A 21990-nucleotide genomic window follows, 5' to 3' on the forward strand; every position below is an offset into this window, starting at 1 on the left:
GAATTCAGTTGATGCCCTTCGCCCACCATCCGGATGGCGGGGATGCCGCAAGCTCCCAGCGTGGCGCATAGTGCTCGAGGAATATCTGCCCCACAAGTTCCCCGCGGCTGCGCACCCCGGTCTTGTCGAAGATCGACTTCATGTGGTCTTGAATCGTGTAGACGGATAACGACATTGCCTGCGCCATCTCCCTTGTCGATCGCCCTTGGACGCACAGCGCAGTGAGATGGCATTCGCGTTGGGACAGTCCGTAGGCCATGGCAATGACGGGCGCGATCTCATGTGGCGTCGCGGGTTGGATGATGACGGCGGTGCGTCCGTCTTCGACGCCGGAAAGCCTGGTCCCGTACAGCAACAGCCAGGCGCCGGATCGCGTGCGTACCCGCGAGCGCGCGGCAAGTTCCAGCGGATCGGTGCCCGGTTCGATCGCCCGCGCCCGGGCCGCAATGGCCTGCACGACCTTCGATTCGAACGGCGTCGACGGCGCCGGGACCTCGACAATTTCGTCGATCCAGCGTTCCGCGGCGGGTGAGACCGATTCCGGGTTGCCCGCGGCGTCGAAGACCACCACACCGGGGCCGTAGTCCACGGTCGTCACGGCGGCCTCGACCTCGTGGAGCATCGAACGTCGCAGACCGGTCGCGAGCGCGGGCGCCAGCGCGGCGATCGCGCGGACGTGCTCGGCGGTGTACCACGGCGCGCCCGCATCGCGCAGGAAGGCCGCTGCACCCCAATAGACCCCGTCCGACACCAGGGAGACCCGCAGCTCGTCGCCGATTCCGTACGCCTCGTGCGAACGGTGCCGTGCACTGCGGGACAAATCTCCGTGGGTATCCAGACTGAGTGCACCCGCCAGGCGGCCACTGTGCGCAAGAAACGCCCACTTGTCGACATCCTCGACCTCGTATTCGTAATGCGCCAACCAGGATCCGGAACACCCCACGTTCCGGTTGACGCTGCCGGTGAACAGGATGGTGCCCGGGTCGACGGTGTGCCAGCAGCAGCGGTCATGTGGAATCACCGTGCGCAGGGCCTCGCTCATTCGCGCGCTGTACCCCACCCAGTCCAGCTGGTCGGCGGCGGCACGCGAGATTTGATCGCGGACGCGAAGGCTCTCCGCCATGTCCGAAGTGTATCGCAGCAGGTCAGGGCTGCCTACCCCAGAAATCTGGGTGAATTCCCCAGGATTCAGGGATATGACGCAGAACCGACAACGACGACGCTGGTTTCATGACGATGACAGCCCATACCTCCGCCGAAACCGACCACGACCTGCCTAACCCGGAGCCGATCATGCAGCTGGCGTCCGGGTTCATGGCCGCCAAACACCTCTTCGCCGCCAGCGAACTCGGTTTGTTCGAGGCGTTGGGCGAGGGCCCCACCGACCTGCACGGCCTGGCCGCCCGCACCGGGCTTACGGCCCGAGCCACCCGGATCAGCGCCGACGCCATGGTCGCGCTGGGTATGCTCGAACGCCGAGGCGAACAGTATGTCAATACCGAGACGGCGGCCGCGTACCTCGCCGGCGGATCGCCCGCCGACCTGCGTCCGCTGCTGCGGTTCTGGGACAAGATCAGCTTCCCGGCGTGGGAAGACCTGGCCGGCGCACTCGCCCGCGGGCCGAAACGCCAGATCTTCGACCTCGACGCCGCCCTGCAACCCATCGCCTCGATCGGTATCGAGGCGTTCTCGGCCGGCCCCTCGCTCGCCCTGCCGGACACTGTCGATCTGTCCGGCAGTCATCGACTCCTCGACATCGGCGGCGGCACCGGCTCCTGGTCCATCGCGGTGGCGCGCCACTGCCCGCAATTGAGCGCGACCGTGTTCGAGCTGCCGGCGGTTGCCCAGACCGCGCAGGACCGCATCGCGTCGGTCGGGCTTCAGGGGCGAGTCGACGTATGCGCCGGCGACGCGATGGCTGACCCGCTGCCCGCCGGATACGACGCCTTCCTGGTCGCGAATCTGGTGCATTACTGGTCGCCGGAGCAGAATCGTGCTCTGCTACAACATATTCGCGACGTCGCCGCACCCGGCGCCACACTGCTGATTGCCGACTTCTGGACCGACCCCACCCACACCCAGCCGGTCGCGGCCGCCCTGATGGCGGGCGAATTCGCGGTCCACCTCGAACACGGCGACGTCTACAGCGTCGGAGAAGGCATCGCCTGGCTGCAGGACACTGGCTGGCGCTACCGCGACCATCGCGCGCTCACCGGCCCGATGAACGTCATTGTCGCCGAAACCGCATGAAACAAGACAACACCCAAGGAGCACACGATGAGCGAGCATCAAGTCGCAATCGTCGGTGCCGGCACCTCCGGGGTCGCGGCGGCGGTGGCCCTCGCCGACCGTGGCATCAACCCGTTGCTGATCGACCGAGCCGACCAAGTCGGTTCGTCGTGGCGCTCTCGTTATGACCGGCTGCGACTGAACACCGGCAGGCAGTTCTCCCACCTGCCGAACCGCCCCTACCCCAAGGGCACACCGACCTTTCCCACGCGGGAACAGGTGATCGAGCATCTCGAGCGGCACGCACGTGCGGACGGGATCGAGCTGCGCCTGGGCTGCCCGGTGGAACGGCTCGACCTGACGGACGGGCACTGGCGGTTGACCACCGCTGCCGGTTCGTTCGACGCTGCCGAGGTGGTGGTCGCGACCGGCTTCGATCATGAGCCCTTCGTCCCGGACTGGCCCGGACGCGGGGACTGGCGGGGTGCACTGGTTCATTCCTCGCAGTACCGGAATCCCTCGCAGTACAACGGGAAACGGGTCCTCGTGGTGGGAGCGGGCTGCTCGGGCATGGAAATTGCCTACGACCTCGCCACCGGAGGCGCGGCAAAGGTCTGGCTTTCGGCTCGCACACCGCCGAACATCATGCTCCGCCAGGGACCTGGTGGCATACCGGGAGACTTCATCGCGACGCCGCTCTACCATGCCCCGGTCCCTCTCGCGGACGCAATCGCTCGGTTCGGCCGGGAGAGGAGCATCGGCGACCTGCGCGAGTTCGGATTGCCGATCCCCGACGAGGGGATCTTCGCCCGCAGCGCCCGCCTCGGCGTGGCACCGGCGATCGTCGACAAGGAGCTCATCGCCGCGATCCGAGACAGGTCCATCGAGGTCGTTCGCGGAATCGAGTCACTCGACGCGGACGGCGTGTGGCTGGTGGACGGTGTGCGAATCGACCCGGAGGCGATGGTCTGCGCGACAGGGTTCCGCCAGCAACTCGACAAGCTGGTCGGGCACCTCGGCGTACTGGACGAGCGAGGTTGGCCGCACGCCACCGGTGAAAAGCCGGCCGCCGAGAGGTTGCGTTTCATCGGGTTCGTGCCCAGGCCGTCGCAGATCGGGTTCGCGGCGAAGCAGGCTCGCCGCGCGGCCCGAGCGATCGCGCGGGAACTGCGGTGAGCGTCGGCGGTAGGACTCGCCCACCCTGCCTCGGCGCTCGAACAATGGCGGGTCTGCGTAGAGATGGCCGACCGGTCAGATCGAACCGTGAAGTCGCGTCCGCCGACCCGATGTCGGAGCCGGCGGACGCGCGTATCAGTCGGGGCTAGGCACCTTCGACGATGGCGGCCATTCCCTGCCCGCCACCGATGCACATCGTGAGAAGCGCCTTGCCGCCGCCACGTCGCCGCAATTCATGCAGCGCGGTGGTCGTCATTCGGGCGCCGGTCGCGCCGATCGGGTGTCCGAGCGAGATCCCGGAACCGTTGACGTTCAGGCGGTCCCGGTCGTCGAATCCCCATTCCTTCAAGACGCCGAGCACCTGGCACGCGAATGCCTCGTTCAGCTCGACCAGCGTGAAGTCGTCGAAGCTCGCACCCGTCCTGCTGAACAGCTTGGACGTGGCCGCGACCGGGCCGAGCCCCATCAGTCCCGGCTCGCAGCCGGCGGCGGCCCACCCGGTGAGGAAGCCCATCGGCTCCAGCCCGAGTTCGTCCAGCCTGTCCTCGGCGACGACGAGCATCGACGACGCCGCATCATTCTGCTGAGACGCGTTACCGGCCGTGACGACTCCGTCCTTGACGACACTGCGCAGCCGCGCCAGCGACTCGGCGGTGGTATCGGGACGGATGCCCTCGTCCCGCGCCACGACGGAGACGTTGCCTTTGCGGTCGGTGATCTTGACCTCGATCACCTCGTCGTCGAACTTGCCTGCCTCCCAGGCCGCATGGGCCTTGGCGTGACTGTCGGCGGCGAACGCGTCGGATTCTTCGCGGCTGATTCCGCACCGCGCCGCGACGTTTTCCGCGGTCTCGATCATTCCGCTGATCTTCCCGAACCGCCATTCCGGCTGGGAGCGCTCACGGCCGCGGTCGAGACGGTCGTAGAGGTTGAGCGATCCGGCGCGGGTGCCCCACCGGGCCCCGGTGGTGTAGTGCTCGATGTTGCTCATCGACTCGACGCCGCCGGCGAGCACGACGTCGGCCGCACCGGTCTGCACCATCATCGACGCCGTCACGAGGGCCTGAAGCCCGGTGCCGCAGCGGCGGTCGGTCTGCAGTCCGGCGACCGAGATCGGAAGTCCCGCCTCGAGTGCCGCCCACCGTCCGATGCAGGGGGCCTCGGAGTTGGCGTACGACTGCCCCATCGCGACGTCCTCGATGAGTTCGGGGTCGATGCCCGACCGCGCGACGGTCTCCTTGATGACCGCCGCCGCCAGGATCTCGGCGGGCACGTCGCGCAGTCCGCCGCCGAAGCGGCCGACGGCTGTGCGGACGGGGGCGACCAGTGCTGCTCTACGCATGTTGTTCCTCGTTCTCAGGAGACCAGGACGCGGACGGTCTCGGCGACACACGCCGGCTTGTCCGCACCCTCGATCTCGATGGTGTACTTGACGACTACCTGGGCGCCCTGCTTCGTGTGTTCGACCGATACGATCTCGCCACCGACCCGCACCTTCGCCCCGACCTTCACCGGCTGGGGGAAGCGAACCTTGTTGAGGCCGTAGTTGATCACCAGATTTACACCGTCGACACGCATGAGCTCGGCGCCGAGTTTCGGCAACAGCGACAGCGTGAGGTAGCCGTGGGCGATGGGGGCGCCGAACGGACCCTGGGCGGCCCGCTCGGGATCGACGTGGATCCACTGATGGTCGCCGGTGGCGTCGGCGAACAGATTCACGCGGTCCTGCGTGATCTCGAGCCAGTCGCTGTGGCCGAGATGTTCGCCGACTGCGGATTCGACGTCGTCGATCCCCTGGAATACGCGCATGACACTCTTTTCGGGTCGGCCCGGTACCGGGCGAAGTGGAAACGGCTAGAGGTTGACGTTCTCGAACACGGCCGCGATGCCCTGCCCGCCGCCGATGCACATCGTCTCGATGCCGTAGCGGGCCTGGCGGCGGTCCAGTTCGCGGAGCAGGTTGGCCAGGATGCGACCGCCGGTGGCGCCGACCGGATGTCCGAGCGAGATTCCGGAGCCGTTGACGTTGAACCGGTCCCGCATGTCGGACTCGTCGAACTTCCACTCTCTCGCGCACGCCAGCACCTGTGCGGCGAACGCCTCGTTGATCTCGAGGAGGTCTACGTCGTTGAGGGTGAGCTTTGCCCGGCTCAGGGCCTTGTCCACGGCCGGGACCGGGCCGATGCCCATCCGGTTCGGCTCCACTCCGGCAACGCCCCAGCTGACGAGCCGGGCGAACGGGCGCAGGCCCAGACGTTCCGCGTTGTCGGGGGTGGTGACGATCGCGGCGGCGGCGGCGTCGTTCTGGCCACACGCGTTGCCCGCGGTCACGGTGGCGTCCGGGTCGACGCGGGAGCGGATGGGCCGCAGCGCCGCCAGCGACTCGGCCGTCACGTCGCGGCGCGGGTGCTCGTCGGTGGTGTGGACGACGGGGTCCTTGCCGCGCTTGCCCGGCACGGTCACCGGGATCGTCTCGGCGTCGAACAGGCCGCCGTCCTGGGCCCGGATGGCACGCGCATGCGATTCGGCGGCGTACGCGTCCTGCTCCTCGCGGCTGATCGAATACTCCCGGCGCAGGTTCTCCGCGGTCTCGATCATGCCGCCCTCGACGGGGAAGTTCACGCCACCGGAGTTGGTGCGGGGCTTGGCCAAGCGGTCGTGGAACTCCACCGAGGCGCCCTTGACGCCCCAGCGCATACCGGTGCTGTAGAACTCGGTCTGGCTCATCGACTCGGCGCCGCCCGCGATCACCAGATCGCTCATCCCGGTCTGCACCTGCATAGCCGCGTAGATCACCGCTTGGAGCCCGGAGCCGCAGCGGCGGTCGAGCTGGATGCCGGGCACGGTGACGTCGAGGCCGGCGTCGAGCGCAGCGATCCGGCCGATGGCCGCCGCCTCGCCGTTGGCGTAGCCCTGACCGAAGATGACGTCGTCGATGTCGTCGGACGTGAGCGACGTTCGTTCGATCAGACCTTTCAACACCGTCGACGCGAGGGTGGTGACAGGGACGTCGCGGTACATGCCGCCGAATCCCCCGACGGGGGTGCGGACGGGTTCACAGATCACTGCTTCGTACATGGGTTCAGAGCGCTTTCTTGGCTTCGCGGACGAGGCCGCCGCCGATGATCAGACGCTGGATCTCGCTGGTCCCCTCGTACAGACGCAGCAGGCGGACCTCGCGGTAGATCCGTTCCACCGGAACGTCTCTCATGTATCCGGTGCCGCCGTGCACCTGCACCGCGAGGTCGGCGACCTTGCCGGCCATCTCCGTGCAGTACAGCTTCGCCACGGACGGGGCGATCCGGCGGTCCTCACCGCTGACGTACTTCTGCGCCGCGTCCCGCACCAGCGCGCGGCCCGCGGACACGCCCACCTGCTGATCGGCGAGCATGGCCTGCACCAGCTGGAAGTCACCGATCGGGGTGCCGCCCTGCTTCGTGACCGCCGCGAAGGCGACGGACTCGTCGAGCGCACGCTGCGCGCTGCCGACGGCGAGGGCGGCGATGTGCACGCGGCCCCGGGCGAGCGACGTCATGGCGGCGCGGTAGCCGGCCTCTTCACTGCCGCCGACCAGGGCGGATCCGGGGACGGTGACGTCGTCGAACGCGACCTCCGCCGTCCAGGCGCCCTCCTGGCCCATCTTCTTGTCCTTCGGACCGACCACGACACCGGCGGTGTCGGCGGGAACGAGGAACACCGCGATGCCGGTGCCGGTCTCGTCGGCGGGACGGGTGCGGGCGAACACCACGAACAGATCGGCCAACGGTGCGTTGGTGATGAACCGCTTGGTGCCGTTGATCGTCCACTTGCCGTCCTTCAGGACGGCGCGGGTGGTCAGGCCCGCCGGGTTCGACCCGGCCTCCGGCTCGGTCAGCGCGAACGACGCGACCACGTCACCGGACGCGATGCGCTCGAGCCATTCCGACTTCTGTTCGTCCGTACCGAAATTCACCAGCACCTGGCCGGCGATCCCGTTGTTGGTGCCGAACATCGACCGCAACGCCAGGCTCGTGTACCCGAACTCCATGGCCAGTTCCACGTCCTGCGTGAGGTCGAGTCCGAGCCCGCCCCACTGCTGCGGGATGGCGTACCCGAACAGACCCATCTCCGCCGCCTTGCGGCGAATGTCGTCCGGAATCAGATCCTTTTCCGCGATTTCATTTTCCCTCGGAATTACTTCCTTCTGAATAAAGACTCTCGTCTGCGCGAGAATGTCCTTGAAGTCTTCGTCACTCACTTCGCGTTCAGCCATGAAGGTGAATATCCAGCAACCCAGCCTCGCTGTCAAGCGAGCCCCGCGAACGAGAACGCGCAGCACAGACGGCATTTATGACCCATAGGAAGAGGGAAACTGTCGGTTTCCTACAGCGTCTTTGACCCCGGCGGTCCGAGGCACTTCAATAGGTGTCAGTGTCCGGAGGAATTGTCCGGGCATATTCACGAACAATGAAATTTCCCGGCGAGATGGAACTCGATATTCGACATGGTTGGCAGACCCGAGGACGCACTCCTCTACAAGGGCTACACCGTCGATCCGCAGGAACTCGAACAGTTGCTGCTGTCCCGGCGGGGGATCCTCGATGCGGTGGTGGTCGGCCGCTCCGTCCTCGGGGTCGGAGAGATGCCGGTCGCCTTCGTGGTGGCAGACGCGGCAGAGTCCGTCACGGCCGAGGAACTGATCGCGTTCGTGGCGGCCGCGGTGCCGCCGTACAAGAAGGTGCGCGAAGTGGTCTTCGTCGACGAGTTGCCGCTGTCCCCGCGGGGCACGGTCCTACGGTCCGCGTTGCGCGACCGTCTGAACGAGGCGCACCCCGAACAGAGTACGGAGAAATGATGAACATGGGACGGGTGGAACGATGACACGACTGGCGCAGACCGCAGGACTCACGGACACGCAGGACGAGATCGTGTCGGCGGTACGAGAGTTCGTGGACAAGGCCGTCATTCCGCAGGCGCAGGAGCTCGAACACTCGGACAGCTACCCGACGGCCATCGTCGAGCAGATGAAGGAGATGGGCCTGTTCGGGCTCACCATCCCGGAGGAGTTCGGCGGCATCGGGGAATCCCTGCTCACCTACGCGCTGTGCGTCGAGGAGCTCGCACGGGGCTGGATGAGTGTGTCCGGGGTGATCAACACCCATTTCATCGTGGCGCACATGATCGCGCATCACGGCACACCCGAGCAGAAGGCCCACTACCTGCCGCGCATGGCGACGGGTGAACTGCGCGGCGCGTTCTCGATGTCCGAACCCGGACTGGGATCCGATGTCGCCGCCATCCGGACCAAGGCCACCCGGGCCGCGGACGGCGACTACGTGATCGACGGCCAGAAAATGTGGCTGACCAACGGCGGGTCGTCGACGCTGGTGGCCGTGCTGGTCCGCACCGAGGAGGGTGCCCCGAAGGCCCACGACAATCTCACCGCGTTCCTCATCGAGAAGCCCGCCGGCTTCGGCGAGGTCCTGCCCGGGCTCACGATCCCCGGGAAGATCGAGAAGATGGGCTACAAGGGCATCGACACCACCGAGATGGTGTTCGACGGCTATCGGGCCGCGGCCGACACGATTCTCGGCGGCGCCCCGGGCCGCGGTTTCCGGCAGATGATGGACGGCGTCGAGGTCGGTCGCGTCAACGTCGCCGCCCGCGCGTGCGGGATCGCGCAGCGCGCGTTCGAACTCGGCGTGAAGTACGCGAAGGCGCGGGAGACGTTCGGCTCGCCGATCGCCGAACACCAGGCCATCGCGTTCCGGATCGCGGAGATGGCCACCAAGGTGGAGGCCGCACACCTGATGATGGTGAATGCCGCGCGGCTCAAGGACTCCGGGGAACGCAACGACGTCGCGGCCGGGATGGCCAAGTACCTCGCGAGTGAGTTCTGCTCGGAGGTGACGCAGGACAGCTTCCGGATCCACGGCGGTTACGGCTATTCCAAGGAATACGAGATCGAACGCCTGATGCGGGAGGCCCCGTTCCTCCTCATCGGTGAGGGCACCAGCGACATTCAGAAGCAGATCATCAGCCGCGGAGTGCTGCGGTCGTACAACTGACGCGTTTCGGACAACTGAGGAAGGAAGAATTCATGACACTTCTCGAGGGACGGGTCGCCGTCGTCACGGGCGCAGCCCAGGGCATCGGTTTGGAGATGGCCCGGAAGTTCGCGAGTGAGGGCGCGTCCGTCGTGCTCGGCGACATGCACGCCGAGAACGTCAAGACCGCCGCGGCGAAACTCGAGGCCGACGGCTTCCAGGCCGTCGGCGTTGCCTGCGACGTGACCGATGCGGACCAGATGCAGAACCTGGGGAAGACGGCGCTCGACAGTTTCGGCGCCATGGACGTGTGGGTCAACAACGCCGGCATCACCCGCGACGCGACGCTGCGCAAGATGTCCCTCGCCGATTTCCGCTCCGTCATCGACGTGCACCTGCAGGGCGCGTGGCTGGGCACCCAGATCGCGTCGATCGCGATGCGGGAGGCAGGCAAGGGTTCGATCGTGAACATCTCGTCGATCTCGGGCAAGGTCGGCATGGTCGGGCAGACCAACTACAGCGCCGCGAAGGCCGGCATGGTGGGCCTCACGAAGGCGGCCGCGAAGGAGGTCGCCCACCTCGGGGTCCGGGTCAACGCGATCCAGCCCGGCGTGGTGAACACCGACATGATTCGTGCCCTGCGCGCCGACATCATCGAGGCGAAGCTCAAAGAGGTCCCGATGGGCCGCGGAGCCGAGCCCGAGGAGATCGCGAACGTCGCGCTGTTCCTCGCGTCGGACATGTCCAGCTACATGACGGGCACCGTCCTCGAAGTCACCGGCGGGCGTCACATCTGAGGCAGTAGTCTGCACTGGTGGAGTCGCGACACGTCGAGTATTTTCTCGCCACCGTCGACAACGACGGCCTCGCGCTCGCGGCCGAGGCCCTGGGCGTCACCAAGCCGTCGTTGTCGAAGGGGCTGCGCAATCTCGAGCGTGACCTCGGCGTCGAACTGTTCCACCGGGTGGGCCGCGGCCTGGTGCTCAGCGCGGCGGGCAAGGCGTTCGTCGGTCCGGCCCGGCAGATCGTGCGCGACCTGGTGGCCGCCGAGGGTTCGTTCGTCGACATTTCCGGTCTACCGCGCGGACGACTCGACATCTGTGCGTCCGCGCAGGTCGCGGAAGGTCAGGTCACCGAAAAGATCGGTGCGTTTCGCAAACAGAATCCCGGTGTGATCGTCCGGATCGCCGACCTGCGTTCCTCCGACGTCGTCGCATCCCTCATCCGGGACGGGCACTGCGAGATCGCCTTCAGCCATTTCCCGGTCGTCGCACCCGGATTGACGACCCGGGCAGTCGGTCGCCACGAATACTGGCTGGCCGTCCCGCCGGGCTCCGACGTCTCCTGGCGGAACCCGTTCCCGCTGAACGACCTTCCCGATCTGCCCGTCGTGGGTTTGCCCAAGGAGTCGTCGTCGCGCACGGCGATCGAGAAGGCGCTGCAGGCGTCGGGGAGTCGTACCGTCATCTCCGCCGTCGTCGAGCAGCGGGAAGCGGTCGGCTCGTTCGTGGTCGAGGGTGTCGGCATGTCGTTCCTCGAGCGCACCCTCGCCGAGCGGGCGGCGCTCGGCGGGGCCCGGATCTCGCCCCTCGAACCGCCGATCACGGTGGAGTACGGCGTGATCTACGACGACGCCCGGTTGTCGCCGGCCGGGCGCGCATTCCTCGACACACTCACGACCTGAAGAGCGTCGAGCACGGTGACGAACGCCGCCGCCGCGGGAGGCAGCGGATCCGGCCGCCGCACGATCCCGATCTCGCGGACCACCGCAGGCACGAGCGAGCGGACCACCACCCCCGGAAGTTCACGCTCGGCGACACCCCGCGGGAGCAGGGTCGCCCCGGCGCCCTGCACCACCAGCGCCCAGACCGCCTGCCGGTGCGCGCATTCGACCGCGATGTTGTTCACCGACAACAGTGGACGCAAGCCGATCTCGACGATCATCGGAATATCACCGAGCAGATCGACCGGCACCGGGTCGGGGAGTTCGATAGCGAGGTCGGGGTGCAGCGCGAGTACGATCTCCTGCTCCCCCAGCACCCGCGACTCCAGCCCCTGCTCGTCGACGGGCAATGCGGTGAGCCCGATATCACACTCCCCCGACCGGACCGCCCTGCCCACGCCGTCGGGAAAATCCGCCGACACCGCGGACAGCACCACGTGCGGGAAGCGGCGATGAAACTCACCGGCGAGTAGCGGAAGAGGCTCGGCAGCCAGTGAATTGAGGACCGAGATGGTGAGGGTGCCGGACCGCAAGCCGGTGACGTCGTCGACGACCGCCCGGGCCCGTTCGACATCGGCGAGCACCCGGCGCGCCGCCTCCGCGAACGACACACCCGCCGCGGTGATGCGCAACTCCCGCCCCGTGCGTTCGAAGAGTTCGACACCCAGATCACGCTCGAGCGTGCGAATCGCCTGCGACAGCGAAGGCTGTGCGATGAACAGCGCCCGCGCCGCCTTCGTGACACTGCCATGATCCGCCACGGCGACGAGGTACTCGGCGTCCCGGATGTCCACCGGTCGAGTCTAGCCGCCACGCAATTCGCCCAGGCCAGGCGGCTCGCCGAGACCACGGCCGGCCGTTGAGTGTTTCGGCCCTGGCGGACGGGGCTTGGCAAGGCATGTTCTGGATCGGCGCCGGGCTGGGGATTGTGTCGTTGATCGTGACCGTCGCCTTTCTCCGCGAATCCCCCGAATTCCTTGCACGTGAGAATGCACCTCGGGCAGGTGACCACGTGGTGGCTGAGCCCGAGGCCCGATCCGCCTCCTCGGCCGGAATCTGCGAGCGCGCACGCTCCTACTGGTCTTCGACTGCTCGATGCTCACCGCCGGGTACTACTTCGTGAGCACCTGGAGACCGCAGCTCATCAAGGCGACCAGCGGGGACGCCGGCAGTGGCGCCTTGGCAAGCATCATGGTCGGCGTCGGTTCGGTTGTTGGAGCAAGCCTCTTCGGCGCGTTCGGTCTGCGGCCGCACTGCTCGGCGGTGGCATCTTCGCGGGCCTTTCGGGCTACACCTCCACCTCGACTGCGGTGTACCCGGTGCTCGCGCGGGCCAAGGGGTACGGCGCGATGATGGGTATCGGGCGTGCTGGAGCGATCCTCTCGCCCATCGTCGCGGGATACGCGCTCAGCGCGATGACGCCGCGCGCAATGTACCTGGCGGTCATCGTGCCCCTCCTACTCGCGGCCCGCGTGGCAGTCGCCCTCGTGCGCGTCACCCGCGCCGGCGAAGCCGACGCATCTCACGTGGATGCCCGCCCCCTCACAGTTGCAGAATAGGAGGCCGCGCTCGAGCGGCGGCCCTTCGCTGCAGCCAGATCCGGCGAGCCGGAACGGTGATTGTCGTCGGCACGTGGATGTTGGCCAGGCCCGGAGCAGGGATCGTCATCGAGCGCGACCGCACACCGACGCACCTGCGCCCGCGCATGCGCTGGCCTCAGGTTCGCTGGGAGCGCCATGGGATTCGGCAATCCACTCGCCCGGCATTTCTGCCGAGTGCGGATCCGTTCCGCCGTCAGCCGCCCGGACCGCCGGTTCGGTATGCGCTCGCCAAATTGCGTATCTCGTCTTGCCCACAGTTCGACTCCGCGAGGACCTGCCACAACCGCTCGATGAACCGGCGCCTCGACATTCCGAAGCGCACGAGGATGTCCTCTTCGGTAGCGCCCCCGAATGGCACCCACATACTGGCGAACTCGATGAGGTGCTCCGCCTCGGTGTCGGGATGGACGCGGTCTCGGTGGGCGTGGCGCCGAGCAGCGTGACGTCGCTGCCGAAATTGGCGATACTCACGAGAGTTCATGGGAATTCACACATCTAATCGAGAAGGTCAAAGCGCGAAAAGCTTCCGCGCTGGTTCGTTCGTGTCGCTCACTCTGGCCGGGACGACATCGTCAGCACCTGCGCGGCGAAGCTGGAACTCCCGTACCCGGCAGCATCGGCGGTCTCCAGGTTCTGCTGCGCCGCAGCCATGATGCTGCCGCGCTGACCAGCGGCCAGCATGGTGTCTCGCCACTGTCGTACTGCGGCAAGGTACACGGCAAGTGTCGCCTCCGACGTGGCGAAGTCTTCCTTGGCAACACAGTCCGCGAGTTGCATCGCTTGCGCCCTGAAGAGGTCGAACCAGTAGTCGAGCGCGACCTCGGGGCGTGTGGGGTCGATGTTGCTGTCCCGAAGGAAGGCGAGCGCTTCACAGAACGCCCCCAGTCCGGCGGTGTAGAACGTGCCGGCGAGTGCGGCGTCCAGAATGCTTGCCGCTCCCGGGTCCTCTCCGACATAGGTACTCCGGCCCGCAACTGCCACGAGAGCATCCCTGTGGGCGTCCCATACCGCGCGGTCTCCTGAGAGGTTGATCAGCGCTTCGGCAGCGCCGATATCGGACGGGTAGCACTGGATGGTGCCGTCGAGGTAGCGAGCACCGACCTTCTCGAGACGCTGGGCCATCTCCCGGGCGAGCGCGGGCGTACCCGACATCAGATTGATGACCGCTTTGTCCTCGAGGGCGGCGAAGTGTCCATCGAGGGTCTCCAGGGCGGAGTCGAGATCCAAAACCGTGAGGACCACGGCGTCGGCAGCGTCGAATACCGAGCCGACGTCGGCGTGGACCGACACACCAACCTTCGCGAGTGGCTCTGCACGGGAAATCGTTCGATTCCACACGGCCGTATCACGGCCGGACTTCGCCAGCGCGTGTGCGACCGCCGTTCCCATGAGGCCTGTACCCAGAACTGAGTAACGCATTTCCATCTCCCCTAACTGATTCGCGATGCCGGCAGTGTGAGCAGCGTCAGGACCTGTAGCCTTTTTATCGCGGTGATAACACGGTTTGACGCTGTTCACCCAGGTGGGTCATACCCAGTTCCATTACGTCGCCCGGCTGTAACCAGATCGGCGGGGTGAATCCCATACCCACCCCGGCGGGCGTACCCGTATTGATCAGGTCGCCGGGCTCGAGCACCATGAATTGGCTCAGATGGTGAACGATGTGGCATGGGTCGAACACCATTCTCGAGGTGGACCCACGCTGACGACGAGTATTGTTGACATCCAGCCACATATCCAGGTTTCTCACGTCGGGGATCTCATCCGGTGTCACCAACCAGGGGCCCGCGGGGTTGAAGGTTTCAGCAGACTTTCCTTTACTCCATTGGCCTCCCCGATCCATCTGGAAGCCCCGTTCGCTGACATCGTTGACCAGCACATAGCCGGCAATCGCGTCATGCGCGTCGTCGATCGAATCCAGATAGCTGGTGCGTTTTCCGATTACGACGCCGAGTTCGACTTCCCAATCCAGCTTGGATGACCCGCGAGGAGCCCGGACGTGGTCGCAAGGACCAACGAGGGTATTCGGGGCCTTGGTGAACAGAACAGGTTCCGACGGCACCGCATTGCCGGCCTCGGCTGCGTGGTCACGGTAATTCAGGCCGATGCAGAGGATTTGATGAGGTCGGGCAATTGGCGGACCGATGCGTTCCCCCGCAAAGCGGGTGAGTCGGCCGCCGCGATCGTCGACGAGCGCGCGAAGCTTGGCGAGTCCGTCGTCTGCGAAAAATGCTTCGTTGAAGTCCTCGAAGACGTCAGAGACGTCGACGTAATGTTCTTCGTCGGTGCGCACAACCGGACGTTCCTGCCCGCTCGCACCAATTCTCATCAGGCGCATGAAGTCCTTTCGAATATTCCGAAGTATCACCGAGGAGGTCGGCAGACGAGCGGTCCCGAGCTCTGCGGACGACCGTTTCACCCGACACACCGAGCTTGGACGAACCACCCGCATCGTGGCATTAGCCCTGGAGCACAAGTTCGACGCTCAGCTTTGGTGCTGTGCGTAGACCACTACGCCTCCATGAGCTCCTATGTTTGGCCCTATGGCTCCCGATCCACGACATGCCCCGCTCTTCGAGCCCATCCGTGTCGGCAACAAAATATTCCGCAATCGTTTCTACGTCGCGCCCCATTGCTCAGGTCTCGGGGTCGAGTACCCCGGCGCACAGGCCTACTTGCGGGGAATGCGAGCCGAGGGAGGTTGGGCCGCGGTCAACACCGAATACTGCGCCGTCGACGCGGAGAGCGACGACGCCCCCTGGGTGCAGGCGAGACTGATCGACCAGCGCGACCAGGCCAATCTCAGGCTCATGGTCGAGCGGGTACATCAGTTCGATGCACTCGCGGGTGTTCAGCTGGTCTACATGGGAGCCGACCACACCGGCTTCGTCACGCGACTTCCTGCTGGTGGCCCATCACAGGTCACCAGCTCAATGTCTGGACATTCGTGTTACGCATTGGACAAACAGGACATTCGGCGGATTCAGCGATCCTATGTCGAGGCAGCAATCCGGGCACGTGATATCGGTTTCGATCTCGTGCAGATCGCAGCTCGTGAAGGTTTCTCACTCCCCTTGCAATTTCTGTGGAAGTACTGGAATCACAGAACAGACGAATATGGTGGTTCGATCGAGAACCGCACCCGATTCTGGCGTGAAACGATCGAGCAGGTGCGCGAAGCAGTCGGCGACAATTGCGCAATCGTCGCCGGATTCTGTCTCGATTCATTCAACGACGAGTCCGACCGCGCATTCAAGGTAAGCGATGACGGCATTGCCGTCGTCGAGCTTCTCGACGATATGGTGGACCTCTGGGATATGCAGGTGGGGCACCTCGAGGACGACGTCAGCTCGTCACGATTCTTCGAGCCGTTTTGGCAGCGGTCATACATCGAGCAGGTCAGGCCGTACGCGAAGAAGCCAATCGCTGCGGTCGGACGCTTCACGGATCCTGAACTGATGGCTCGGGCGATCAAGGACGGTGTCATCGACATCATCGGGGCCGCGCGGCCGGCGATTGCCGATCCCTTCATCCCGACAAAGATCTTCGAAGGTCATGGTGACGATATTCGCGAATGCATTGGATGCAATATCTGCGTGTCGCGATTCAACAATGGCGGGGGTCGGATCGTCTGCACTCAGAACGCAACCGTCGGTGAGGAATACCGGCGAGGTTGGCATCCCGAACAATTCAACGAATCCGAGATGACGGAGGAGCCGATCCTGATCATCGGCGCCGGGCCGGCTGGAATGGAATGTGCCCGGGTCCTCGGCGAGCGAGGGTTCGCGAATGTCCACTTGGTCGAACGTGACGACCACATCGGCGGACACGTCAGCTGGATTTCCGAGCTCCCAGGACTGCGCACGTGGAGACGCGTGGTCGAGTACCGCGAGTCCCAGCTTCACAAGCTCACGAACGTGGCAGTGCTGACCGGACAGAATCTGTCAGCCGACGATGTTCTCGACTACGGCGCATCAACGGTGATCGTGGCGACCGGCGCCGAGTGGGATCCGAGCGGCGCGAACCCAATCACACACGCACCGATTCCTGGAGCCGACGCCGACTTCGTCTACACACCTGAGCAGATCATGCTTGACGGCATCGAGGTACCGGGTGACCGTGTTCTGGTCTACGACTGCGACGGCTATTTCATGGGATCGAGCATTGCGGAGAAACTTGCTTCCGAGGGAAAGACGGTCACGCTGGTCTCGCCTAGTGACCAAATCGGCAGCTACCTGTTCTTCACCGATGAAGGTGGCCACGTCCACCACAACCTCCTGAAGTTGGATGTCGAATTGGTTCCGAGCCACGTCGTCACGTCGATCGAACGTGGACTGGTGCGGGGGCACAACAGCTACCACTCGGGCAAGGTGAGCGAATGGCCCGTAGACAGCGTCGTCCTGGTCACCCAACGCCTGTCCCGCTCATCGCTTTACGATGAACTGACCCGAAGTCCGGAGCTGCTCGAAGAGAACGGAATCACGCGTGTTCTGCGAATCGGTGACTGCCTCGAGCCCCGCGTAATCGCGGAATCCGTCTTCGACGGCCACCGGCTTGCACGCGAGATCGACACCAGCAACCCCGCGATTCCTCTTCCGTTCATTCGTGAGCAACGAATACTCGGTTGGGACGCCGACGCATACGACAGCGAACTCACGCACACGTTGCCGCTCGAGGTTTCATCGCACACCACCGCGACGGTGAAGAGCCCGCAGGATCGGTGTGCCGACGCGTTCCACAGCATCAGGCATGGATAGCCGGGCCGAGTCGCGGCGATAGGCCTGCCCGGGATGCCGAAGCACGTGGCCACGTCGAATTGTTCACCGAGAGACAAGAATCGCGAGCGCTTTCTCAACTGATGTATATGGTGCAACGTCCCGCCGAGGCCGATAGTTGGACCACCCACCCCAGCTACCCCGAACGGGAGAACAAATGACCGAGATGATTCCCGGAGACCACCCAGTCCATGAAGTGACAGGACTTGAAGAGGGAACCCTGAGCGGAAGAAAAGCTCTCGGGCTCGCAGTAGTTGTTTTCAGTCCGGTTTTGACTGCTGCGACTGTGGGGGCGTTCGTGATGAGCGTGTCAGGCTCGTCTGCGTGGCTCTCGGTCCTGGTCGGTGCAGTGATCATGGCGTGTGTTTCTGTGACTATCGCGCCGTTCGCATCCCGGTTCGTCGTATCCGGTGCCCTCTACTCGTACATCGGGCACGCGCTCGGCCCCTTCCCGAAACTCGTCTCGGGCGCCTCGCTCGCGGTGGGCTATGTCGTCGGAATGATGGCTGCACTGGGTGCGCTCGCGTTGTACACCGGTAGCTTGCTCAGCACGACATTCGGAATCTCCGCAGCGAATGAACTGCCCGGACAGATCGTGATCTTCGCGGTGGCTCTTCTCGGAGCGGCAGTTCTCGCCTACCGGGGACTGGACACCTCCGCGCGCCTCAGCATCGGCCTGATGGCCATCACCGCACCTGTCGTCGCGTTGATCCTGCTGGCGAACCTCTTCAGCGGGGACTTCGATGTGAAGAGTCAATTCTCGTTCGACGATTTCACCTTCACCGGCTTCGCGATGGGTGTGGTTCTCACCGCGACCTTCCTGGTAGGTATCGAGGCGAGCGCCGCGACCGCAGCCGAAACTGCTGATCCCAAGCGGACCGTTCCCCGGGTCATCATCGCTGTTCCGCTGATCGTGGGTGGAATCGGCCTCATTGCGACGATTCTTTCGGTTCCGGCGTTGGCAACCGATGAGGTTCAGAGTGCGATGACGGCCGGCGAGTCACCGATCGCGGCACTGGCCGATCATGCAGGGCTCAGTTTCCTCGGAGGCATCGCCGACCTCGCGCTGGTGTTGACCTGCCTGGCTGTCCTCATCGGCTTCATGAACTATGCGCCACGCGTGCTCGCGACCATGGCAGCTGACGGTCTTCTTCCCAGCACCCTCGGCAAGGTGAGTCCCCGCACGCACACGCCCGTGACGGCGATCGTCGCCATCGCGGTCCTGACCTTCCTGTTCCCCGCGATCCTGGCAGCTGTCACCGGGGGAAGCACACTTCAGATCTATACCGCGGTAGCCACACTCTTCCCCTACATGTGGGTCCTCCCGTACATCTTGATCGCCGTCGGCGGCACCATCTTCCTGGCGAGAACCAAGGAATTGACCGTCGGAGTCATCGTTTCAGCGGCAGTCGGAGCGGCAGGTTTCACGTGGGTGTACGTGAACGCGATCATCCATCCACAGTCCGGAGTGGCGAACTACATGACGTGGGCGGCTCCGATCTCGATCCTCATCGTGCTCGGAGGGATGGTCGTGTTCCGTCGGACACGGGCGGGGCGAAAGAGTAGTGGATCCGCGCGACGCGGCGCCGGCTTCGAGCGGGCAAGCTGAGTGCGGTAGTACAGGAAGCGCGACAGTTCTGTTGCCGTGGTTCAGAACCGGACGGGTCGAGCACGTCGCTACGGCCGTTCGACGCCCGGCAACAGAACACCGTCGGCACTGCAGGCATCGAGTGTGTCACTGCGAGCCCGACGCACCAGAAGGACCAACCCCCGCTCCGCTCTTGATGATTCACCCTCACTGACACCGGCTTCTCGTGCTACCTTCACCGTGCTTCGCCTGTCATCTGCACGACCGACCTCGATCCCGGGAGACGACCTGACCGCACGCCCGCGATGCGCTCGCCCTTGTCGGGGCGCATGATCGGCGAGGTAGAGGTGGGGACTGCGTTGGACGGGCAACTTCTCGTGCCGTGCGCAATGGGGAGAGACCCGTCCGGTCCCGTGAGTTGCAGAGTCGTTTCGAGCGCGCGCTGGACAACGGTTCGACAGCCGATGTGGACACCGGCGATCTCCGAGTGGATCGAAATCGTAGAACGCGCGAGGCAGCACCGCGATCGCGGTGCTGCCTCGCGCCGAACCCGTCACCAGGTCGATCTGCGCCGCGACCTAGCCCCAGTCCGCAGCCTCGGCGAGCGGGCCCGCCAGCAGGCCGCCGTCGATGACGAAGTCCGCGCCGGTGCAGTAGCTGCTCTCGGCGGACACGAGGAAGGCCACCAGCCGCGCGACCTCTTCCGGTTCTCCGATCCTGCCCATCGGCACCGTGGCGCCCGAATGCCCCTTGTTGAGCCGGAGGCTCTCTCGCTGATCCGCGCCCTGACCGCCCATCATCGTGTCGATGAACCCGGGCAGGACGGTGTTCACCCGGATGCCGCTGTCGGCGAGCTCGCTCGCGGCCTGTCGGGTAATGCCCCGCACGGCCCACTTGGCCGCGCTGTACGACCCCAGGCATGGCTGCCCCACGGCGCCCGCCACGGAGGAGATGTTGACGATCGAACCACCACCGGCAGACCGCATCGAGGGTGCGACGGCGCGGATCCCCAGCCAGACGCCGGTCTGGTCGATGGCGATCACCCGGTCGTGGTCGGCCATCGGCGTGGACTCGATGGTTCCATCAAGCGCGATCCCAGCGCAGGAGACCAGGGCGGTCACGTTGCCGAACCGATCGATGACCGCATCCATCAGGGACGCCCAGTCGGCTTCGCTGCTGACGTCGAGGTGCCGATAGATGAGGCTGTGACCGAGCTCCGCCTCGAGCGCCTGTCCGGCGTCGTCCTGGACGTCCCCCACCACTACATGGGCACCCCGGGCGACGAGAAGCCGGGCGGTGGCACGCCCGATCCCGTGAGGGGAGGCTCCCCCGGTCACGACTGCGACCGTGCCCTTCAGCGACCCGACGCCTGCGTCCTCGGTCACTGGTCCTCCTCGTTGTCGGCGTCGGTCGCGATTCCGGCGTACACCTGCGGCCGGTTCACCTTGAGCCAGACCCCGTAGATCACACCGATGAACGCGATGCCGACCAGGACCCAGGGCAGCGCGTCGATGAGTGGCGAGGAGACGCCGGTGAGGGTGTCGAAGTTCTTGACGATCAGCACCACCAGCAGCGACAGGCTCACAAACGCAGCGGCCGTCGCAGCGAGGGTGCCGACCAGTCGCTCCCCACGACGCACGAAGTAGGCACCGATGGCCGCCGATGCTGCGAGCTGCAGCAGCACGACGCCCAGGGTGCCGAGCCCGGTCATCGCCGTGACCACATCGAGGTAGGGATCCAGCCCGCCGCTCACCGCGACGATCACGGCGATCAGGTTGACCGTCGTCTGCACCAAGCTGGCGCGGGACGGTGTCCCGTGGGCAGGGTGCACGGTGCCGATCCAGCGCGGAAGCAGACCCTCGCGGCCGGCCACGAACAGATACCGGTTGGACGCATTGTGGAGGGCGAGGAGCGACGCCAACAGGCTCGTCAGGTAGGTGAACTCCAAGACGGTCGTGAGCATCGAGGATGCGTAGGCGTCGCTGAGGTTGAAGAACGTGGTCACCAATTGCTCCGACGCGACCGCCTGGACGTGGTCCGGCCCGATGGCGCCGACGGCGATCCAGGACGACAGGAAGTAGAAGACCGAGATGACGGTGACGGAGAGGTACGTCGCGCGCGGCACCGTCTTCCTGGGGTCCCGGGTCTCCTCGCCGTACAGAGCGGCGGACTCGAAACCGATGAAGGACAGCAGGGCGAACATGAGCCCGAGGCCGAGGGAGCCGGTGTTGACCACGTTGGCGGGCGAGAAGATCGACAGCGGGAACGCATCGGCACCCTTCTCGAACACAATCGCGACGTCGAGGATGACCACCATCGCGACCTCCGCGGCCAGCAGGAACACCAGGACGCGTGCGGCGATGTCGATTTCGCGGTAGCCGAGGAACCCGACCAGGACCACCGCGACCACGGAGAGGACCGCCCAGTTGACCGTCCACCCGAAGGTCGAGTCCAGAAGGACGCTTCCGAAGTAGCCGATCCCGGCCACACAGGTCAGGGCGACGGCGTTGTACGCGACGATCGCGACGAACGACGCCGCGACCGCCGGTGGCTTGCCCAGCCCGCGGGCGATGTACTGGTAGAAGCCGCCTGCGCTGCTCATCCTCCTGCTCATCGCCGCGTAGCCGACCGAGAAGAGGAGCAGCACCACGCCCGCGATGACGAACGCAGCGGGCGTGGACGCGCCGCTGCCGATCGCGAAGCTGAGAGGGATGATGCCGGCGATGCAGGAGATCGGAGCCGCTGCAGCCACCACCATAACGGTGATCTTGGGGGTGGTGAGTGTTCCTCGGAGATCCCCGGCAGGGGTGGGCAACGTTGTTTTCGCCTTCGTGGGCGTCATCTGATCACGTACTTCCGTTGTTGGGGCACA

At 65.5% G+C, this 21990-nt stretch carries 19 protein-coding genes; 8 read left to right on the plus strand and 11 right to left on the minus strand.

The annotated features are described in order from the left end of the window. Positions 1-4 precede the first annotated feature (4 nt). Positions 5-1123, minus strand: coding sequence for a helix-turn-helix transcriptional regulator (locus ROP_RS13485; protein ID WP_012689919.1), 1119 nt, complete (start codon positions 1121-1123; stop codon positions 5-7). Positions 1124-1230: 107 nt separating this feature from the next. Here ROP_RS13485 and ROP_RS13490 point away from each other — a divergent pair, with 107 nt between their 5' ends. Together ROP_RS13490 and ROP_RS13495 are read left to right on the plus strand one after the other, a co-directional pair. Continuing rightward, positions 1231-2250, plus strand: a complete 1020-nt coding sequence (locus ROP_RS13490) for a methyltransferase (protein WP_012689920.1) — start codon at positions 1231-1233, stop codon at positions 2248-2250. A gap of 27 nt (positions 2251-2277) precedes the next feature. After that, positions 2278-3405: a flavin-containing monooxygenase gene (locus tag ROP_RS13495; protein WP_012689921.1), complete on the plus strand. Its 1128-nt coding sequence runs from the start codon at positions 2278-2280 to the stop codon at positions 3403-3405. 145 nt (positions 3406-3550) lie between these two features. On the opposite strand, the gene ROP_RS13500 is transcribed toward ROP_RS13495, so the two are convergent. From ROP_RS13500 to ROP_RS13515, 4 genes are read right to left on the minus strand one after another with little or no spacing between them, the layout of a single operon-like run. Beyond that, positions 3551-4747: an acetyl-CoA C-acetyltransferase gene (locus ROP_RS13500; RefSeq protein ID WP_012689922.1), complete on the minus strand. Its 1197-nt coding sequence runs from the start codon at positions 4745-4747 to the stop codon at positions 3551-3553. A gap of 14 nt (positions 4748-4761) precedes the next feature. Further along, a complete protein-coding gene (locus ROP_RS13505; RefSeq protein WP_012689923.1) occupies positions 4762-5214 on the minus strand; it encodes a MaoC family dehydratase in 453 nt (150 codons plus the stop codon). Positions 5215-5259: 45 nt separating this feature from the next. Beyond that, positions 5260-6483 (minus strand): acetyl-CoA C-acetyltransferase, encoded by a 1224-nt coding sequence (locus tag ROP_RS13510; RefSeq protein ID WP_012689924.1) that lies wholly within the window; start codon positions 6481-6483, stop codon positions 5260-5262. Between the two features lie 4 nt (positions 6484-6487). After that, complete coding sequence (locus tag ROP_RS13515; protein WP_012689925.1) at positions 6488-7657, minus strand: acyl-CoA dehydrogenase family protein; 1170 nt, start codon at positions 7655-7657, stop codon at positions 6488-6490. A gap of 231 nt (positions 7658-7888) precedes the next feature. On the opposite strand from ROP_RS13515, the gene ROP_RS13520 reads away from it, so the two are divergent. Genes ROP_RS13520 through ROP_RS13535 form a run of 4 tightly spaced genes read left to right on the plus strand, consistent with a single transcriptional unit; the run spans position 7889 to position 11115 of the window. Beyond that, positions 7889-8239: an AMP-binding enzyme gene (locus ROP_RS13520; protein ID WP_012689926.1), complete on the plus strand. Its 351-nt coding sequence runs from the start codon at positions 7889-7891 to the stop codon at positions 8237-8239. 22 nt (positions 8240-8261) lie between these two features. Then, positions 8262-9452 carry an acyl-CoA dehydrogenase family protein gene (locus ROP_RS13525; RefSeq protein ID WP_012689927.1) on the plus strand — a complete coding sequence of 397 codons (1191 nt, stop codon included), beginning with the start codon at positions 8262-8264 and terminating at the stop codon, positions 9450-9452. A 32-nt stretch (positions 9453-9484) separates the two neighbouring features. Continuing rightward, positions 9485-10228 (plus strand): 3-oxoacyl-ACP reductase FabG, encoded by a 744-nt coding sequence (gene fabG, locus ROP_RS13530; protein WP_012689928.1) that lies wholly within the window; start codon positions 9485-9487, stop codon positions 10226-10228. 17 nt (positions 10229-10245) lie between these two features. Then, the gene (locus ROP_RS13535) at positions 10246-11115 is read left to right on the plus strand and encodes a LysR family transcriptional regulator (protein WP_012689929.1); all 870 of its coding nucleotides are present in this window, start codon (positions 10246-10248) and stop codon (positions 11113-11115) included. Here ROP_RS13535 and ROP_RS13540 read toward each other — a convergent pair. The 4 genes from ROP_RS13540 to ROP_RS13560 form a co-directional block, all read right to left on the minus strand. Then, positions 11055-11948 carry a LysR family transcriptional regulator gene (locus ROP_RS13540; protein WP_012689930.1) on the minus strand — a complete coding sequence of 298 codons (894 nt, stop codon included), beginning with the start codon at positions 11946-11948 and terminating at the stop codon, positions 11055-11057. The two genes, ROP_RS13535 and ROP_RS13540, sit on opposite strands and share 61 nt — an antisense overlap. A gap of 494 nt (positions 11949-12442) precedes the next feature. Then, the gene (locus tag ROP_RS43185) at positions 12443-12601 is read right to left on the minus strand and encodes a hypothetical protein (protein WP_158306507.1); all 159 of its coding nucleotides are present in this window, start codon (positions 12599-12601) and stop codon (positions 12443-12445) included. A 703-nt stretch (positions 12602-13304) separates the two neighbouring features. After that, a complete protein-coding gene (locus tag ROP_RS13555; protein ID WP_231868905.1) occupies positions 13305-14273 on the minus strand; it encodes an NAD(P)-dependent oxidoreductase in 969 nt (322 codons plus the stop codon). Further along, positions 14239-15048 carry a fumarylacetoacetate hydrolase family protein gene (locus ROP_RS13560; RefSeq protein ID WP_231868906.1) on the minus strand — a complete coding sequence of 270 codons (810 nt, stop codon included), beginning with the start codon at positions 15046-15048 and terminating at the stop codon, positions 14239-14241. Before ROP_RS13560 ends, ROP_RS13555 begins: the two co-directional genes overlap by 35 nt. 250 nt (positions 15049-15298) lie before the next feature. Here ROP_RS13560 and ROP_RS13565 point away from each other — a divergent pair, with 250 nt between their 5' ends. Both ROP_RS13565 and ROP_RS13570 read left to right on the plus strand, forming a co-directional pair. After that, on the plus strand, positions 15299-17512 hold the full coding sequence (locus ROP_RS13565; protein ID WP_012689936.1) for an NAD(P)-binding protein: 2214 nt from the start codon (positions 15299-15301) through the stop codon (positions 17510-17512). A gap of 184 nt (positions 17513-17696) precedes the next feature. Further along, complete coding sequence (locus ROP_RS13570) at positions 17697-19139, plus strand: APC family permease (RefSeq protein ID WP_148222582.1); 1443 nt, start codon at positions 17697-17699, stop codon at positions 19137-19139. 557 nt (positions 19140-19696) lie between these two features. Here ROP_RS13570 and ROP_RS13575 read toward each other — a convergent pair. Both ROP_RS13575 and ROP_RS13580 read right to left on the minus strand, forming a co-directional pair. Then, positions 19697-20503 carry an SDR family oxidoreductase gene (locus ROP_RS13575; RefSeq protein ID WP_012689938.1) on the minus strand — a complete coding sequence of 269 codons (807 nt, stop codon included), beginning with the start codon at positions 20501-20503 and terminating at the stop codon, positions 19697-19699. After that, positions 20500-21960 carry an APC family permease gene (locus tag ROP_RS13580; RefSeq protein ID WP_012689939.1) on the minus strand — a complete coding sequence of 487 codons (1461 nt, stop codon included), beginning with the start codon at positions 21958-21960 and terminating at the stop codon, positions 20500-20502. Before ROP_RS13580 ends, ROP_RS13575 begins: the two co-directional genes overlap by 4 nt. Positions 21961-21990: the final 30 nt, after the last annotated feature.

It is taken from the genome of Rhodococcus opacus B4, assembly GCF_000010805.1.
Classification (GTDB): domain Bacteria; phylum Actinomycetota; class Actinomycetes; order Mycobacteriales; family Mycobacteriaceae; genus Rhodococcus_F; species Rhodococcus_F opacus_C.

Bases quoted from the DNA above. Each gene is read 5' to 3' on its own strand.
- ROP_RS13485 (WP_012689919.1), bottom strand. From the start codon at position 1,123: ATGGCGGAGAGCCTTCGCGTCCGCGATCAAATCTCGCGTGCCGCCGCC.
- ROP_RS13490 (WP_012689920.1), top strand. From the start codon at position 1,231: ATGACGATGACAGCCCATACCTCCGCCGAAACCGACCACGACCTGCCT.
- ROP_RS13495 (WP_012689921.1), top strand. From the start codon at position 2,278: ATGAGCGAGCATCAAGTCGCAATCGTCGGTGCCGGCACCTCCGGGGTC.
- ROP_RS13500 (WP_012689922.1), bottom strand. From the start codon at position 4,747: ATGCGTAGAGCAGCACTGGTCGCCCCCGTCCGCACAGCCGTCGGCCGC.
- ROP_RS13505 (WP_012689923.1), bottom strand. From the start codon at position 5,214: ATGCGCGTATTCCAGGGGATCGACGACGTCGAATCCGCAGTCGGCGAA.
- ROP_RS13510 (WP_012689924.1), bottom strand. From the start codon at position 6,483: ATGTACGAAGCAGTGATCTGTGAACCCGTCCGCACCCCCGTCGGGGGA.
- ROP_RS13515 (WP_012689925.1), bottom strand. From the start codon at position 7,657: ATGGCTGAACGCGAAGTGAGTGACGAAGACTTCAAGGACATTCTCGCG.
- ROP_RS13520 (WP_012689926.1), top strand. From the start codon at position 7,889: ATGGTTGGCAGACCCGAGGACGCACTCCTCTACAAGGGCTACACCGTC.
- ROP_RS13525 (WP_012689927.1), top strand. From the start codon at position 8,262: ATGACACGACTGGCGCAGACCGCAGGACTCACGGACACGCAGGACGAG.
- fabG (WP_012689928.1), top strand. From the start codon at position 9,485: ATGACACTTCTCGAGGGACGGGTCGCCGTCGTCACGGGCGCAGCCCAG.
- ROP_RS43185 (WP_158306507.1), bottom strand. From the start codon at position 12,601: ATGACCGCCAGGTACATTGCGCGCGGCGTCATCGCGCTGAGCGCGTAT.
- ROP_RS13565 (WP_012689936.1), top strand. From the start codon at position 15,299: ATGGCTCCCGATCCACGACATGCCCCGCTCTTCGAGCCCATCCGTGTC.
- ROP_RS13570 (WP_148222582.1), top strand. From the start codon at position 17,697: ATGATTCCCGGAGACCACCCAGTCCATGAAGTGACAGGACTTGAAGAG.
- ROP_RS13580 (WP_012689939.1), bottom strand. From the start codon at position 21,960: ATGACGCCCACGAAGGCGAAAACAACGTTGCCCACCCCTGCCGGGGAT.